Annotated in this window: 14 protein-coding genes; 6 read left to right on the top strand and 8 right to left on the bottom strand. The window is 72.8% G+C overall.

The window, feature by feature from the left end; genetic code table 11:
* Positions 1-7: 7 nt before the first annotated feature.
* Together ME121_RS10525 and ME121_RS10520 are read right to left on the bottom strand one after the other, a co-directional pair.
* Positions 8-1,327, bottom strand: a complete 1,320-nt coding sequence (locus ME121_RS10525) for a dihydroorotase (protein WP_029358157.1) — start codon at positions 1,325-1,327, stop codon at positions 8-10.
* 13 nt (positions 1,328-1,340) lie between these two features.
* Entirely contained in the window at positions 1,341-2,021 is a 681-nt protein-coding gene (locus ME121_RS10520; protein ID WP_059408808.1) for an aspartate/glutamate racemase family protein, read from the bottom strand.
* A gap of 169 nt (positions 2,022-2,190) precedes the next feature.
* Between ME121_RS10520 and ME121_RS10515 the strand changes: the two genes are divergently transcribed.
* Entirely contained in the window at positions 2,191-3,657 is a 1,467-nt protein-coding gene (locus tag ME121_RS10515) for an amidohydrolase family protein (protein ID WP_059408807.1), read from the top strand.
* 13 nt (positions 3,658-3,670) lie between these two features.
* Here ME121_RS10515 and ME121_RS10510 read toward each other — a convergent pair whose 3' ends face one another.
* The 6 genes from ME121_RS10510 to ME121_RS10485 all read right to left on the bottom strand — a co-directional run bounded on the left by ME121_RS10510 (position 3,671) and on the right by ME121_RS10485 (position 9,795).
* On the bottom strand, positions 3,671-5,263 hold the full coding sequence (locus ME121_RS10510) for an ABC transporter substrate-binding protein (protein WP_012329542.1): 1,593 nt from the start codon (positions 5,261-5,263) through the stop codon (positions 3,671-3,673).
* A 188-nt stretch (positions 5,264-5,451) separates the two neighbouring features.
* Positions 5,452-6,618, bottom strand: a complete 1,167-nt coding sequence (locus tag ME121_RS10505) for a M24 family metallopeptidase (protein ID WP_059408806.1) — start codon at positions 6,616-6,618, stop codon at positions 5,452-5,454.
* A gap of 26 nt (positions 6,619-6,644) precedes the next feature.
* Positions 6,645-7,325, bottom strand: coding sequence for a GntR family transcriptional regulator (locus tag ME121_RS10500; protein ID WP_012329544.1), 681 nt, complete (start codon positions 7,323-7,325; stop codon positions 6,645-6,647).
* A 69-nt stretch (positions 7,326-7,394) separates the two neighbouring features.
* On the bottom strand, positions 7,395-8,204 hold the full coding sequence (locus ME121_RS10495; RefSeq protein WP_012329545.1) for a transporter substrate-binding domain-containing protein: 810 nt from the start codon (positions 8,202-8,204) through the stop codon (positions 7,395-7,397).
* A gap of 66 nt (positions 8,205-8,270) precedes the next feature.
* Complete coding sequence (locus ME121_RS10490; protein ID WP_012329546.1) at positions 8,271-8,954, bottom strand: amino acid ABC transporter permease; 684 nt, start codon at positions 8,952-8,954, stop codon at positions 8,271-8,273.
* Between the two features lie 34 nt (positions 8,955-8,988).
* Positions 8,989-9,795, bottom strand: coding sequence for an amino acid ABC transporter ATP-binding protein (locus ME121_RS10485; RefSeq protein ID WP_059408805.1), 807 nt, complete (start codon positions 9,793-9,795; stop codon positions 8,989-8,991).
* 431 nt (positions 9,796-10,226) lie between these two features.
* Here ME121_RS10485 and ME121_RS10475 point away from each other — a divergent pair, with 431 nt between their 5' ends.
* The 5 genes from ME121_RS10475 to ME121_RS10455 are packed head-to-tail and all read left to right on the top strand — an operon-like array spanning position 10,227 to position 14,489.
* Entirely contained in the window at positions 10,227-11,483 is a 1,257-nt protein-coding gene (locus ME121_RS10475) for a Zn-dependent hydrolase (RefSeq protein ID WP_043074718.1), read from the top strand.
* Positions 11,484-11,509: 26 nt separating this feature from the next.
* Positions 11,510-12,283 carry a LamB/YcsF family protein gene (locus tag ME121_RS10470; protein WP_012329550.1) on the top strand — a complete coding sequence of 258 codons (774 nt, stop codon included), beginning with the start codon at positions 11,510-11,512 and terminating at the stop codon, positions 12,281-12,283.
* The gene (pxpB, locus tag ME121_RS10465) at positions 12,276-13,010 is read left to right on the top strand and encodes a 5-oxoprolinase subunit PxpB (protein ID WP_059408804.1); all 735 of its coding nucleotides are present in this window, start codon (positions 12,276-12,278) and stop codon (positions 13,008-13,010) included. The genes ME121_RS10470 and pxpB overlap by 8 nt, the downstream gene beginning before the upstream one ends.
* On the top strand, positions 13,003-14,037 hold the full coding sequence (locus tag ME121_RS10460; protein WP_012329552.1) for a 5-oxoprolinase subunit C family protein: 1,035 nt from the start codon (positions 13,003-13,005) through the stop codon (positions 14,035-14,037). The genes pxpB and ME121_RS10460 overlap by 8 nt, the downstream gene beginning before the upstream one ends.
* 38 nt (positions 14,038-14,075) lie before the next feature.
* Positions 14,076-14,489 carry a VOC family protein gene (locus ME121_RS10455; protein ID WP_012329553.1) on the top strand — a complete coding sequence of 138 codons (414 nt, stop codon included), beginning with the start codon at positions 14,076-14,078 and terminating at the stop codon, positions 14,487-14,489.
* The last annotated feature ends 26 nt before the right edge of the window (positions 14,490-14,515 follow it).

The following is a 14,515-nucleotide window of genomic DNA, read 5'->3' as shown; positions in this document are numbered from 1 at the left end:
CGCCCCGTCAGGCGGCGAAGCGCGCGAGGCGACCGACGGGCTCGCCCAGCACCGCGTCGTCGCGCATGACGGGGGTCCCGCGCACGATCGTGGCGACGGGCCAACCGGTGACGTCGAGCCCCGCGAAGGGCGTCCAGCCGCAGGGCGAGGCGATCCACGATTCCTCGATCCTGCGGTGGGCCTTCAGGTCCACCAGGGTGAAGTCCGCATCGTAGCCGGCGGCGATGCGGCCCTTGCCCAAGAGCCCGTAGACGCGGGCCGGCCCGGCCGCCATCAGGTCGACGAGGCGGGCGAGGGACAATCGCCCCGCCGCCACGTGATCGAGCATCACCGGCACCAGGGTCTGGACCCCGGTGAGGCCGGCCGGGCAGTCCGGCCAGGGCTGCGCCTTGGCCGCCCGCGCGTGGGGCGCGTGGTCGCTGCCGACCGTGTCGACGGTGCCGTCGCGCACGGCCGCCCAGGCGGCCGCCCGGTGGCGTGCGTCGCGGATCGGCGGGTTCATCACGCCGAGCCCGCCCAGCGTGTCGTAGCATTCCGGCGCCACCTGGGTCAGGTGGTTGACCAAGACCTCGACGGTGGCGACGTCGCGGAAGTCGCGCAGGTAGGCGAGTTCCTCCGCGGTCGAGACGTGGAGGATGTGGGTCGCCCGGCCGGTCCTGCGCGCGAGGGCCATGAGGCGCCGCGTGCCCAGGAAGGCGCATTCCGGGTCGCGCCACGCCATGTGAGTCCGGTAGGGCTGCCCCCGGCTGAACAGCGGCTTGCGCGCCTGGAGGCGGTACTCGTCCTCGCTGTGGAAGGCCATGCGCCGGTGGCCGGCGCGCATCGCCCGCTCGAGGTGCGCGTCGTCCTCGATCATCAGCGCCGCCGTGGAACTGCCGGCGAAGACCTTGACGGCGCAGACCCCGGCCTCGCGTTCCAGGGCCGCGAGCGCGTCGATGTTGGTCTTCGTCCCGGCCACGTAGAGGCCGATGTCGCACCAGCTGCGGCCCGCGACGTAGTCGCGCTTCCAGGCGACGCGCCCGGCGTCGGCGATCGGCGGGACCGTGTTGGGCATGTCGAACAGCGTGGCGATCCCGCCGAGGATTGCGGCCCGCGTGCCGGTCTCGATCGTCTCCACCGCCGGGTCGCCGGGATCGCGCAGGTGGACGTGGCTGTCGATCAGGCCGGGCAGGACGTGCAGGCCCGCGGCGTCGATCACCGCCTCCGCGGTCGCACCGGCCGGGACCCCGAGGGCCGCGATGCGCCCGTCGCGGACCCCGACATCCATCGTGTCGGAGCCCCAGGGTGTCACGCAGGTGCCGCCGCGGATCAGGAGGTCGTAATGCATGACTGGTTCCTTCTCACGGGGCCGTCCGAAGCAGCACGGCCCCGAGGGCCGCGGCGGCCGCCTGCTGGCAGGGCTCGATGACGGGACACCCGATCGCGCTCGCCACGGCGGCGCGGTGGCGCGCCATGCCGGCGCAGCCGAGCACGACCACGTCGGCGCCGTCGCGCTCGACCAGGGTTTGACCGGCCGCGATCAGGCGCGGACCCATCGCGGCGTCCGCCGTCTCGGAGGCCCGCGCCTCGACGGGTCGGCTTCCGGCATAGCGATCCCCGACGCCCATCTGGCGCACCATGCGGCGCTGGCGCCGGACGCTGCCCTCCGACAGGGCCACGATGCCGAAGCGCTCCCCGAGCGTCAGGGCCCGCAGGATCCCCCACTCGGCGATGCCCATCACCGGGCGTCCGCGGGCCGCCTCTCGGACCGCGTGCAGGCCCGGATCGCTGAAGCAGGCGATGACGAAGGCGTCGGACGGATCGTCCGCCACGCGCCGCACGAGCGGCAACACCACCGAATCCGCGTCCTGCTGGGTCGCGATGCTCTCCGGGCCCTCCGGCAGGTCGGTCACCGCGAGAACGGGGCCGCCCGGCAGGCGCAGCGGTGCCAGCGCGGCGTCGATGGCGTCCGTCACCGCCCGGGACGCGTTCGGGTTGATGACGAGGATGCGCGGGGGCGCGGTGGTGTCGCGAGGCTGCACGGCGCCCTCTCTCTGAACGCGGTTCGATCCGGACCGACCTCGATGCCGCGACATCGACCGCTCTGTCGTGACCGCGGAGGGGTCCAAGCGAAACCCGGGCCGCACGGCCGCCGGTCCGAGTGCGAGGCACCGATCTTGCCCGCCCGCCGACGCAAGGGAGAGGTTATCGATGCACGACGAAGCTCCGGACGCCACCGCCGCCGTCACCCTGGTCAAGGGAGCCCGGTGGGTCGTCGCCTGGGATCCGGACAGCGGCGGTCACGTCTACCGCACCGACGCGGACGTCGCCTTCGCGGACGGGGCCCTCGTCCATATCGGGCCGGGCTACGCGGGTCCCGAGCCGGCCCGGACCATCGACGCCTCCGGCTGCATGGTCATGCCCGGGCTCGTCGACATCCACACGCACCTGTTCTCGGAACCGATGAACAAGGGCATGTGGGACGAGGTCGGCAGCCAGCGGCTCTACAACACCTCGCTCTACGAGTACCTACCGATCCTACGGCCCGACGCGGAGGGTACCCGCGCCGCCTACGGGGTGGCGCTCGCCGAGCTGGCGCTCTCGGGCGTCACCACCGTCTGCGATCTCGCCCTGCCGAGCGAGGGCTGGCTCGACCTCCTCGGCGCCTCGGGCCTGCGGGTCTGCATCGCCCCGATGTTCCGGTCGGGGCGCTGGCTGACCCGGAACGGCCACAGCGTCGAGTACGAGTGGGACGCGGCGGCGGGCCAGCGCGGCCTGGAGCAGGCGCTCGCCGAGATCGAGGCCGCGCGAAGGCACCCGAGCGGGCGCCTGTTCGGCATGCTCTGCCCGGCGCAGGTCGATACCTGCACGGCGGAGCTGCTGCGGGACGCTTACGCCGAGGCGGTGCGGCGCGACCTGCGCTTCCACACGCACGCGGCGCAATCGCTGTCGGAGTTCCACGAGATCACCCGCCGCAGCGGGATGACGCCGATCGAGTGGCTCGACGACCTCGGCGTGCTCACCGAGCGGACCATCGTGGGTCACGGGATCTTCCTGGACGACCACCCCTGGACCCACTGGCACAGCCCGGGCTCGGACATGCGCCGCTTGGCCGAGCGCGGCGCCACGGTCGCCCACTGCCCGACGGTCTTCGCCCGCCGCGGCATCGCGCTCCACCATTTCGGGCGCTACCTCCAGGCGGGCGTCAACATGGGCATCGGCACCGACGTCTACCCGCACAACATGCTCGACGAGATGCGCCTGGTCTCGTACCTCGCCCGGGTCGTCGCCGAGAATCCCCGCGACACCCGCGCGGCGGACGTGTTCCACGCCGCCACGGTGGGGGGCGCCAGGGCGCTCGGGCGCGGCGATATCGGCCGTCTCGCGCCGGGCTGCAAGGCCGACTTCGTCCTCGTCGACTGCGCGCATCCCGCCATGCGGCCGTGCCGCGATCCCGTGCAGTCGCTGATCTACTCGGCCGGCGACCGCGCGGTCCGGCAGGTCTTCGTCGGCGGCCGCGAGATCGTGCGCGACGGCCGCGCCCTGACGATCGACTATGCGGCGGCCGCGGCGGCGCTGGAGGAGGCGCAGGGCCGCGCGCTGGCGCAGATCCGGCAGCTCGACTGGGCCGGGCGCGGCCCCGACGCCATCGCGCCTCCGACCTTCCCGGGGCTGTGAGGCCCCGCGCTCCTCAGGCGGGCCGGACGTTCCAGAAGGTCGGGAACCCGTCGAGGATGCCGGTGAGCCGGGAGCGGTAGGCGGTCGGCTGCAGGTACTGCCCGAGGGGATAGTAGGGCACGTCCTGCATCGCCTGGAGCTGGATGTCCCGGCAGAGCGCGGCGCGCGCCGCCTCGTCCGGGGCTGTGAGCCAGGCGTCGCGCAGGGACTCGATCCGCGGGGTCGTGGCCCAGCCGGCGTAGCCGGTCTCGCCGGTGCCGCGCAGGGCGATGTAGCCCGCGGGGTTGAGCCAATCCATGCCGGACCAGTTGGTAACGAAGGCGCTCCAGCCGCCCTCGGAGACCGGCCCCTTGCGGTTGCGCCGCTGCAGCATCGCGTTGAACTCGACCGCGTAGACCTCGACCGTCATGCCGACGCGCTGGAGCAGGTCGGCCGCGACCTGACCGAGCGCCAGAAGGGGCGCCGAGTTCGACGGCACCATCAGCAGCACGGTCTCGCCATTGTAGCCGGCGGCCTTGAGGTCGGCGCGCACCCGCGCCGGATCGCGCGGATCCGTGAGCGGCTGCAATCCGTCCGTCGAGGCCATCGGCGTGCCCGGGCAGAAGAAGCCGAGAGGCACGTGGAACAGGCCGGGATCCTCGGCGCCGACGACCCCCTGCATGCAGGCGGTCTGGTCGATCCCGCCCCAGAGCGCCCGCCGGATCGCCGGGTTGTTGAAGGGCGGCTGCAGGTGGTTGACCCGCAGCATGGTCACGAAGCCGGTCGGGTCGAGGACGCGGGTGCTCACGCCTTTGGCGGCGTGCAGGAGCCCGAGCTGGTCGTGCGAGGCGTATTCCTGCCAGTCCGCCTCGCCGGCGATCAGCGCCGAGGTCGCCGTGGAGGTGTCGCCGATCACGCGCCACTCGACCCGGTCGAAGTGGACGACCTTCGGACCCGAGGTCCAGGTGAGCGGGCCGTCCCGGCGCGGCACGTAGCCCTCGAAGCGGGTGTAGACGACGCGGTCGCCGGGCACCCGCTCGTCCGCCTTGAAGCGGAACGGGCCCGAGCCGATGAGCTCCGGCACCTGCTGGAACGGGTCGGTGGCGGCGAGGCGCTCCGGCATCATGGCGCAGACCGGGACGGACGCCTTGCCCAGCGCGATCGGCAGCAGCGGGAACGGGTGCTTGAGGCGGAACCGGATCGTCCGGTCGTCGGGCGCGGAGAGCTCGTCGGTCGCCTCCATGAGGGAGCCGCCGAACGGGTCGCGCTTCGCCCAGCGCCGCAGGGAGGCGACGCAGTCGCGGGCCAGCACCGGCGTCCCGTCGTGGAAGCGCAGGCCCTCGCGCAGGGTCAGGTCCCAGCGGCGCCCGTCCGCCTCGACGCGGTGGCCCTCGACCATCTGCGGCGTGGCGCGATAGGCCGCGTCCATGCCGTAGAGCGTGTCGAAGACCATGTAGCCGTGGTTGCGGGTGATGTACGCGAAGGTCGTCACCGGATCGAGGGTGACGAGATCCTGCTGCGGGATGAAGCGCAGGGTCCTGGCAGCCTCCGCACGGACGAGGGCCGGCGCCGCGACGGCGCCGGCGACGAGGGCGCCGGCTCCCTGCAACAGCGTGCGTCGCTTCATCCGAAACCTCCCGCTCTGCTCCGGCACCGCGCCTCGCGCGCCTGCGGCCCGAGGCCCCGCGGGGCGCCCGGCCCGGCATCGCTTGCAGGAACGGGGCCGGCTTCCGCTCGGGGGGGACCGGCCGGCCCTCGACCGGGGGCGCGAGGCGGCGGCCCGTCAGTCCGACCTCCGTTCGTGAAAGCAGCGCCTCACCGCAGCGACAGGGTGCGGGGCAGGTCGGACAGGGGCTCGGCCCCGCTGGCGGTGACGATGACGGTCTCGGACGCGCCGACCGTCCAGGCGCCGTAGCGGCGCAGGGTGGCCGGCAGGTGGAAGACCATCCCGGGCTCGATCGGCCGGTCCTCACCGGTGAAGAGCGAGAGCAGACCGCCCTCCCCCCAGTCCGGGGCGAAGGCGACGCCCATCGAGTAGCCGATGCGCTTGCGGAAGGCCGGGCCGTAGCCCGCCGCGTCGATGACGGCCTGCGCCGCTTCGTGGGGAGCCGAGCAGGGATGGCCGGGGCGAATCGCGTCGAGTGCCGCGTCGAGGGCGCGCAGGGCGCAGTCCATCATCCGCGACGCCTCGTCCGGCGGCGGGCCGATCCAGACGCTGCGCATCAGCGCCGCGTGGTAGCGGGCGTGGCTGCCGGCGAGTTCGAGGAAGACCGCGTCGCCCGGCTCCAGCCGTCGCCGCCGCCACGTCATGTGCGGCAGCCCGCTGCGCGGGCCCGACGCGACCAGGGGCTCCATCGCCATCGCCTCGGACCCGGCGGCCGTCGCGGCCGCCAGCATGGCGGCGGCGACGGCGTTCTCGTCGGTGCCCGCCGCGCAGGCATCGAGCCCCGCGGCGAGCCCGGCCTGCGCGTACCGGGCGGCGGCCCGGATCGCCTCCAGCTCGGCCGCCGACTTCACCGCCCGCAAGGGGGCCAGGAGGCCGGAGCCGTCGGGCAGCGGGCCGCGGCCGAGGGCAGCGTCGATCCGTCCCGCGAGCGCCGGCGAGACGAACCAGCCGTCCCGCTCCAGGGCCGGCCGGGCGAGCCCGCGCCGGCGCACGAGGGCCGCCAGGGCCTCGACCGGGTCGGCGCCGTCCGGATAGGCCTGGATGTCGTCGAGCCACGTGTTGGCGGCCGCACCCGGCAGTTCGAGCTGCCGGACGAGGAGCGCCGGGTCGCCCTCCACCGGCACGAGGAGGGCCTGGAAGGCGAAGTAGCCCGCGGTCTGGCGGCCGGTCAGCCAGTAGATCGTCTCCGGGCCGGTCACCACCAGGGCGTCGTGGCCGGCCGCCGCGATGGCGGCCCGGGCCGCCCCCTGCCGGGCGGCGAACTCCGCCTGCGGGAAGGCCGCCTCGCGGCCGCGCAGGTCCGTGAACTCGTGCATCGCGCCGCCCTCGTCTCAGACTGCGCTCAGACTTCGCTCAGGCGTCGGATGATGCCCTGCTTGAAGTTCTCGAGATGGGCCGCGATGGCGTCCGCCGCCGCCGCCGCGTCCTTGGCCCGCAGGGCGGCGACCACCGCGAGGTGTTCGCGATGGACCGCCTCGAACCGCTCGGGCATCCGGCTCAGGTTGAACATCTGCGTCTTGAGCCGCAGGTCCTTGATCGTCTTGGCGAGGATCGCGTTGTGGCTGTGATCCGCGATCAGGTCGTGGAAGCGCCTGTCGACCTCCCAATTGCCCGGCGCGTCCGGATCGCCCGCCGCCAGAAGCGACTCCATCTGCCGCTGCAGGTCCGCCAGCACCGCGTCGGCGATCCGGCCGGTGGCCAGCGTGACGCTCTCCCGTTCCAGCAGGCGGCGGACATGCAGGATCTCGATCAGCTCGCGCAGGGAGAACTCCTTGACCACGAGCATCCCGCCGGGCTGCCGCTCGATCAGCCCCTCGGTCTCCAGGCGCGACATCGCCTCGCGGGTCGGGGTCCGCGAGATGTCGAGCATCTCGGCCAGGCGGCGCTCGTGCAGCACGGTGCCGGCCGGAAGGTCGCGGCGGACCAGCATGTCGAGCAGACGGTCGTAGGCCATCTGACCGAGACTCTGCTCGCGCCGGGCACTGAGCGCCGTCGTGTAGGACGATGCGTCGAGGGTCTTCATCGCGTCCTCCCGGGGCGGCCGACCGGGCCGCCCCCTGTTTTCTTTTTCTCTGGCGTCCGGCGCGCCCGCCTACATGGCGGGCGTGCGGATCGGCTCCTTCGGGGCCGGGTCATAGCCGATCAGCGGCGTGACGAGCTTGGCGTAGGTACCGTCGGCGACCATCTCGGCCAGGGCCTTGTTGACGGCGGCGTGCAGGTTCGGCTTGCCCTTCTTGATGGCGAAGCCCTTCTGGACCGTGCTGAGCGGGGTCTCGATCATCACCAGCGGCAGCTTGCGCGCCTTGATCGCGTAGTTGCCGGCCACCGCGTCGTTGATCACCGCGTCGATGTTGCCGCCGACGAGGTCCTGCATGGCGTCCGCGGCGGTCTTGTAGCTCTTCAGGGTGGCACCGTGCTCCTCGGCGAGCTTGCCGAAGGTCGAGGCCGAGAGGGCGCCGACGTTGCGGCCCTTGAGATCGTCTGGCCCCTTGATGCCGGTATCCTTGCGGGTGACGATCCGCGCGCCGGATTCGAGCCACCCGTCCGCGAAGGCGACCTGCTTCTGGCGGGCGGGGGTGATGTCCATCGACTCGCTGGTGATGTCGTACTGATCGGCCATCAGGCCCACCAGCAGAGCGTCGAACTTGATGTTGACCGGGCTGTATTCGAGTCCGAGCCGGCGGCAGACCTCGCGCATGACCCGGACCTCCAGGCCGTCGAGCTCGCCGCTCGGCGTGCGCATGCTGAACGGCGCGAAGGTGCTGTCGGTGGCCACGATCAGCTTGCCGGGCTCGATCAGCTCGAGCTTGCCCTCGGCGGCGCGGGCCGCTGGAGCGGCGAGGAGGCCGGTGCCGAGGCTGGCGCAGAGGGCGGCGAGGGCGAGGACGTGGCGGCGGTTCATGAAGGTCTCCGGTCTCGGGACGGGGCGGGAGGGGTCGGCCGCGGCCCGTCCCGCGGCGGGTGAGGCTCAGGACAGGCGGGCGTAGCGCCGCTCGAAATAGGCCGAGAGCTGCGACAGGATCGACGTGAGGCCGAGGTAGATCAGCGCCGCCGCGATGTAGAAATCGAACGGCCGGAAGGTCGTGGCGATCATGAGCTGCGCGTAGAGCGTCAGCTCGACCACCGTGATCGTCGACAGGAGCGAGGTGTTCTTGACCGCCGAGATCGCCTCGTTGGTCAGGGACGGCAGGATCATGCGGAAGACCTGCGGCAGGACGATCCGGACCATCATGATCCGCGGGTTCATGCCCAGCGCGAGCGCCGACTCGACCTGACCCCGGGGGATCGCCGCGAGGCCGGCCCGGATGGTCTCCGCCACGTAGGCGCCGCTGCTGACGCCCAGCGCGATGATGCCGGCGGTCACGGGCGAGAGCTTCACCCCGATCTGCGGCATGCCGAAATACACGATGAAGACCTGGATCAGGGTCGGCGTGCCGCGGATGAACCAGACGTAGAAGCTCGCCAGCGCCCTGAACGGCGCGAAGGACGAGCGCTTGCCCAGCGCCCCGAGCAGGCCGCAGACCCAGCTCACCAGGATGCTCGCCACCGTGACGCCGAGCACCACCAGGGTCGCCGAGAGGAAGCCGGGGCCGTAGGTGACGACCTCGTCCGAGAGGGTGAGCCACAACTCCTGCAACGCCGTGCCAGTCATCGCCGTCCGATCTCCTTGGGGATGGGCCGGCGGCTCACGCCGTCTGTCCGGGCGCGGCGGGCTGATGCAGCACGCGCCGGAGGAACTGGCGCAGCCGCTCGCCCCGGGGCGCGCCGATGATGTCGTCCGGCGGCCCGTCCTCGGCGATCACGCCGCCGTCGAAGAACAGGGTGCGGGTGCCGACGTCCCGGGCGAACGCCATCTCGTGGGTGACGAGCAGCATCGTCATCCCGTCCGCCGCGAGGGAGCCCATCAGCGCCAGCACCTCGCCCACCAGCTCCGGGTCGAGGGCCGAGGTCACCTCGTCGAACAGCATCACCTTGGGCGCCATCGCCAGGGCGCGCACGATCGCCACGCGCTGCTGCTGCCCGCCGGAGAGCTTCGACGGGTAGGCGTGCCGCTTCTCGTAGAGGCCGATGCGCTGGAGCAGCGCCTCGGCCTCCGCGACCGCCTGCCGCCGCGGCAGCCGGCGCACCCGGATCGGCGCCTCGATGACGTTCTCCAGCACGGTCATGTGCGGCCAGAGATTGTAGCTCTGGAAGACCATGCCGATCCGCGCGCGCAGCTCGCAGAGCTGCTGCGGCGTCGGCTGGCGGCGGGCGCCCTGCTCGTAGTCGAAGGCGAAGCGCTCGAAATCCATGAAGCCGGAGGTCGGCGTCTCCATGAGGTTCAGGCAGCGCAGGAACGTGCTCTTGCCCGAGCCGCTCGCGCCGATGATCGACACGACCTCGCCCTCGTGGATGTCGAGGGAGATGCCTTTCAGGACCTCGTTGGCGCCGTAGCTCTTGTGCAGCTTCCTGATCTTCAGGAGCGGAGGCGCGGCCGTCTCGATCTGAGTCATCGTCGAACCCGATGTGATGCGATTCCGTCGCGGATCTCTGCTTCGATCCACGCCAGATCGGCGCCTGTTTTTCAATATTTTGCTTGTCAAAGCCGTCGTATGGGAGCTTTTATTTCGCCATCTGACCCGTTTTACGTTGCCAAGTCCGCTTCGATGTCTTAGCAGAGCCGGTATACCGCCGGCATTCAAGCGGTATTTTTGAGCATGGCTGCCTTCGACATGGTCATCGAGCCCCTGGATCCCGGTCTTCCCTTCGCGATCGCGCAGGACCCGTGCCTCATAGTTCAGCCGATGGTCCGGCTCGGGCCGGCGCATCGGCGGGCTGCGGCCTTGGAATCCCGGGCCGCCACCGGCCGCGGTCCCGCGATCCGCGCCGAACCGGATGGCGGCGATCGGCGACGGTCGGAGGCCGCGCGCACGGGGCAGGCGGCATGACCGGCCTCGCGATCGACCCGGATTTCTGCGCGGGCCTGTTCGCCGAGCTCCTGGCCTTCAGCCAGGACGCGCCGGGCGTGACGCGGGCGGCCTACGGCGCCGGCGAGGAGCGCGCCCACGCTCTGATGCGGGCCACCGGACTGGCGCTCGGACTCACCGCCGAGACCGACGCGGCCGGCAACCTGTTCCTGACGATGGCGGGGCGCGAGCCGGCGCTGGCGCCCTGGATGGTGGGCTCGCACGTCGACACGGTGCCCCACGGGGGCAATTTCGACGGGGCGGCGGGCGTGATCGGCGGCCTCGCGGCCGTGGAGGCCCTGCGCCGAGCGGGCGTCGTGCCGGCGCGGCCCGTGACGGTGGCGGTGTTCCGGGCCGAGGAGAGCGTGTGGTTCCCGGCCTCCTATGTCGGCAGCCGGGCCGCCTTCGGCCTGCTGCCGCCGGAGGTGCTCGACCTGCCCCGCGCCGATACCGGCCGGAGCCTGCGCGACCACATGGCCGATCTCGGCTTGCGGCCGGAGGCGGTGGCGCGGGGCGAGCGGCTCCTCGACCCGGCGCGGATCCACGGCTTCGTGGAGATGCATATCGAGCAGGGGCCGGCGCTGGAGGCGGCCGGGATCCCGGTGGGCTTCGTCACGGCGATCAGCGGCAGCTTCCGCTACCGCAAGGCGGCTTGCTTCGGCCGCTACGGCCATTCCGGGGCCGTGGCGCGGAGCGAGCGCAGCGACGCCGTCTTCGCCCTCGCCGACCTGATCACCGGGCTGGACGCGCTCTGGGGCACGCTGGAGGCGGAGGGCTGCCCGGCCACGATCACGCTGGGCGAGGTCGGCACCGACCCGGTCCAGCACGCCTTCGCCAAGATCCCCGGCGAGGTCCGCTTCTGCCTCGACGTGCGCAGCACCGAGCCGGCCGTTCTCGACCGGATCGAGGCGGCGCTCGCCGAGCGCGTCGCCGCCGTCGAGGCCGCCCGCTCGGTGCGCTTCGTCCTGGGCGAGCGCACCGGCAGCACGCCGGCGCGGATGAGCGCCGCGCTGGTTGAGGCCCTGTCCGGACACGCGCACCGGCTCGGGATGCCGTTCCGCACGATGGCGAGCGGGGCGGGGCACGACACCGCGACGCTGGCCGGCCAGGGCGTGCCGAGCACCATGATCTTCATCCGCAACCAGAACGGCAGCCACAACCCGGACGAGGCGATGCGGATCGAGGATCTGTGCGCGGCCGCGACCCTGGTGGCCCACTTGGTCGCTGAAGCCTGACCCCGCGCGAGAGAAAGGATGCACCGATGATCGTCGATCTGAACTGCGACATGGGCGAGGGCTTCGGCGTCTACCGCCTGGGCGACGATGCCGAGATGCTGACCGTGGCGACCTCGGCCAACATCGCCTGCGGCTTCCATGCCGGCGACCCGCTGGTGATGCACGAGACCCTGAGCCGCGCCGCCGCGAACGGCGTCCAGGCCGGCGCCCATCCGAGCTTCCTCGACCTCTGGGGCTTCGGCCGGCGGCCGATCCACGGCGAGCGCCCCGCCGACATCGAGAAGGCGGTCCTCTACCAGGTCGGCGCCCTCCTGGCGCTCGCGCAGGATGCCGGCTGCCCGGTGCGCCACGTGAAGACTCACGGGGCGATGGGCAACATGGCCAACGAGGATGCCGACCTCGCCCTGGCTGTGGCGCGGGCGATCCGCACCCTCGACCGCGACCTGATCTTCGTGGTCATGCCGGGCCTGGAGACCGAGCGGGCCGGCGAGAAACTCGGGCTGCCGATCGCGCGCGAGATCTACGCCGACCGCGCCTACGCGGATGACGGCACCCTGGTCTCGCGCAAGCTCCCCGGCGCCGTGCTGCACGATCCCGACGCCGTCTCGCAGCGCGTGGCGCGGATGCTGGAGGACGGGGCGATCACCTGCCTGTCCGGGCGGCGCATCCCGACGCGGATCGACACGGTCTGCGTCCACGGGGACACGCCCGGCGCCGTCGCCATGGCCCGCCGCCTGCGCGCGGAGTGCGCCGCCAAGGGGATTGCCCTGCGCCCGATGGCCGAGGTGCTGGGTGTCTGAGCCCGGCTACCGCCTCCTCGATTGCGGTGACCGGGCCCTCACGGTGGAGCTCGGCCGAACGGTCGATCCCGCGGTCAACGCGCGGGTCATCGCCCTCGACGCGGCGCTCCGCGGCGCCGGCCGTCCCGGCCTCCTGGAGACCGTGCCGACCTACCGCTCGCTCCTCGTCCTCTACGATCCGGACCTGCTGCCCCGGGCCGACCTCGTCGCGCTGATCGCCGCGCACTGGCCGCCGCCGGACGGGGCGGCGGGGTCCCTGCGCCGCTGGCGGGTGCCGGTCCATTACGGCGGCGCGCACGGCGCCGACCTCGACGACCTCGCCGCCGGGGCCGGGCTCAGCCCGGAGGCGGTGATCGCCCTTCATTCCGGCCGCGACTACCGCGTCTACATGATCGGGTTCGCCCCCGGCTTCGCCTATCTCGGCGGCCTCGATCCCCGGCTCCACGCGAGCCGGCGCACCGATCCCCGATTGAAGACCCCGGCGGGCAGCGTCTCGATCGGCGGGAACCAGACCGGCGTCTCGCCGCCCCTGGAACTGCCGAGCGGCTGGCAGCTCATCGGCCGCACGCCCGCGCGGTCCTACGATCCGGCCCGGGCCGAGCCGTTCCTGTTCGCGGCCGGCGACCTGATCCGGTTCGAGCCGATCGATCGCGCCGCGTTCGACGCCCTCAGCGAGGCCGCCCGCGCCGGCGAGACCGTCGCGACCCTGGAGCGGATCGATGCCTGAGGGCCTGCGCGTCATCGCCCCCGGCGTGTCCTCGACCCTGCAGGATGCCGGGCGGCCGGGCTACCTCCGCTACGGCATCTCGGGGTCCGGCGCGATGGATCCCGACCTTCTGGCTCTGGCCAACGGACTCGTCGGCAACCCGCTCGACGCCGCGGTGATCGAGATGGCGATGGTCGGTCCGACGCTCGTCTGCGAGACGGACATCTGCCGCGTCGCGCTCGCAGGGGCACCCTTCGCGATGAGCGTGAACGGGCGCCCCCTCGACCCGTTCACGGCCCACGACCTGCGGCGGGGCGACCGGCTCGTCCTCGGCGGCCCGCGGCAGGGCCTGCGCGCCTGCCTCGCGGTCGCCGGCGGCCTCGCCGTCGCGCCGATGCTCGGCAGCGTCGCGACGCACACCCGCACCCGCCTCGGCGGCCTCGACGGCAATCCCCTGGCGGCGGGCGACCTGCTGCCCCTCGCGGCGCCCGCGCCCCGCGACCGCCCGCTGACCCTGCCGACGGCCCACCGGCCGACCTTCGGCGGACCCATCCGGGTGGTGCTCGGGCCGCAGGCCGACGGCTTCACCGAGGACGGCCTGCGGACCTTCCTCTCCGAACCCTACACCCTCACGGCGCGGGCAGACCGGATGGGCTGCCACCTCGACGGGCCGCCGATCGCCCACGCCGATGGCTTCAACATCGTCTCGGACGGGATCGTGAACGGCTCGATCCAGGTGCCCGGCCACGGGCGGCCGCTGATCCTGCTCGCCGACCGCCACACCACCGGCGGCTACCCGAAGATCGCCACCGTGATCTCGGCGGATCTCGGCCGCCTCGCGCAGGTGCGGCCGGGCGAGACCATCCGGTTCGCGGCCGTCGCCGTCGCGGAGGCCCAGGCCATCGCCCACGCGGCGCGGCGCGGCCTGGCCGCGCGGTTGGCGGCGCTGGTGCCGGCCGGCGGCGGCGATCTCGACAGCGCCTTCCTGCTGTCCTGCAACCTCGTCGGCGGCGTCGTCTCGGCGCGCGCCCTCGACCCGGCGCCCTGACGGCGTCGCACCCCCTCCCACCCAGCAAGAGACCGTCGATGCTCACGCCGTTCCATCTCGCCTACCACGTCACCGACCTCGACGCGGCGCGCCGCTTCTACGGCGGCGTCCTCGGCTGCCAGGAGGGCCGCAGCACCGAGACCTGGGTCGATTTCGACTTCTTCGGCCATCAGCTCTCGCTGCACCTGGGCGAACCCTTCGCCACCACCCGGAGCGGGAAAGTCGGCGACCACACGGTGATGATGCCGCATCTCGGCGTGGTGCTGCCGCTCGACGCCTGGGAGGCGCTCGCCGGCCGCGTCGAGGCGGCCGGCATCGCCTTCGACATCCCGCCGGTCGTCCGCTTCGCCGGCGAGCCCGGCGAGCAGCGCACGATGTTCTTCTTCGATCCGAGCGGCAATCCGATCGAGATCAAGGGTTTCCGGGATCTGGCCGGCGTCTTCGCGCACTGAGGCGCGCGCGCCCGTCGCCGACGGCG

The organism is Methylobacterium sp. ME121 (assembly GCF_000974725.1).
GTDB classification, from domain to species: domain Bacteria; phylum Pseudomonadota; class Alphaproteobacteria; order Rhizobiales; family Beijerinckiaceae; genus Methylobacterium; species Methylobacterium radiotolerans.
Note: the sequence above shows the minus strand (reverse complement) of the source record. Positions and strands in the feature narration are given on the sequence as shown.

Excerpts from the sequence above, each read along its gene's own strand:
- ME121_RS10525 (WP_029358157.1), bottom strand. The coding sequence starts at position 1,327 with ATGCATTACGACCTCCTGATCCGCGGCGGCACCTGCGTGACACCCTGG.
- ME121_RS10515 (WP_059408807.1), top strand. The coding sequence starts at position 2,191 with ATGCACGACGAAGCTCCGGACGCCACCGCCGCCGTCACCCTGGTCAAG.
- ME121_RS10510 (WP_012329542.1), bottom strand. The coding sequence starts at position 5,263 with ATGAAGCGACGCACGCTGTTGCAGGGAGCCGGCGCCCTCGTCGCCGGC.
- ME121_RS10505 (WP_059408806.1), bottom strand. The coding sequence starts at position 6,618 with ATGCACGAGTTCACGGACCTGCGCGGCCGCGAGGCGGCCTTCCCGCAG.
- ME121_RS10500 (WP_012329544.1), bottom strand. The coding sequence starts at position 7,325 with ATGAAGACCCTCGACGCATCGTCCTACACGACGGCGCTCAGTGCCCGG.
- ME121_RS10495 (WP_012329545.1), bottom strand. The coding sequence starts at position 8,204 with ATGAACCGCCGCCACGTCCTCGCCCTCGCCGCCCTCTGCGCCAGCCTC.
- ME121_RS10490 (WP_012329546.1), bottom strand. The coding sequence starts at position 8,954 with ATGACTGGCACGGCGTTGCAGGAGTTGTGGCTCACCCTCTCGGACGAG.
- ME121_RS10485 (WP_059408805.1), bottom strand. The coding sequence starts at position 9,795 with ATGACTCAGATCGAGACGGCCGCGCCTCCGCTCCTGAAGATCAGGAAG.
- ME121_RS10475 (WP_043074718.1), top strand. The coding sequence starts at position 10,227 with ATGACCGGCCTCGCGATCGACCCGGATTTCTGCGCGGGCCTGTTCGCC.
- ME121_RS10470 (WP_012329550.1), top strand. The coding sequence starts at position 11,510 with ATGATCGTCGATCTGAACTGCGACATGGGCGAGGGCTTCGGCGTCTAC.
- ME121_RS10460 (WP_012329552.1), top strand. The coding sequence starts at position 13,003 with ATGCCTGAGGGCCTGCGCGTCATCGCCCCCGGCGTGTCCTCGACCCTG.
- ME121_RS10455 (WP_012329553.1), top strand. The coding sequence starts at position 14,076 with ATGCTCACGCCGTTCCATCTCGCCTACCACGTCACCGACCTCGACGCG.